The following is a 289-nucleotide window of genomic DNA, read 5'->3' as shown; positions in this document are numbered from 1 at the left end:
GAAAGTTGAAGAGGGTAAACTGGCAATGAACGTTCAGTTCCCGGGTGTGAAGCTTCAATACTCTCTAGACGGCAAGAACTGGCTAACTTACGCAGATAATGCTCGTCCAAATGTGAAAGGTGAAGTGTTTATCCGTTCTGTGTCAGCAACCGGTGAGAAAGCAAGTCGAGTGACCAGCGTGAAATAACTCGATTCTTGTAAGTTAATTTTTTGGCAAAGCCTCAACATCATGTTGGGGCTTTCTTTATTTTTTGAGGAAATTAAGCGTGATCGATGTCTAATTATTTTT

Annotated in this window: 1 protein-coding gene; it reads left to right on the top strand. The window is 41.2% G+C overall.

Annotated features, from left to right (window positions below; translation table 11 throughout):
* Positions 1 to 187: chitobiase/beta-hexosaminidase C-terminal domain-containing protein (locus IQR33_RS14620; RefSeq protein ID WP_193843786.1), on the top strand; the 187-nt coding region annotated here is incomplete at its 5' end.
* Between the last annotated feature and the right edge of the window lie 102 nt (positions 188 to 289).

Source organism: Vibrio sp. OPT46 (assembly GCF_015163535.1).
GTDB classification, from domain to species: Bacteria; Pseudomonadota; Gammaproteobacteria; order Enterobacterales; family Vibrionaceae; genus Vibrio; species Vibrio alginolyticus.
Note: the sequence above shows the minus strand (reverse complement) of the source record. Positions and strands in the feature narration are given on the sequence as shown.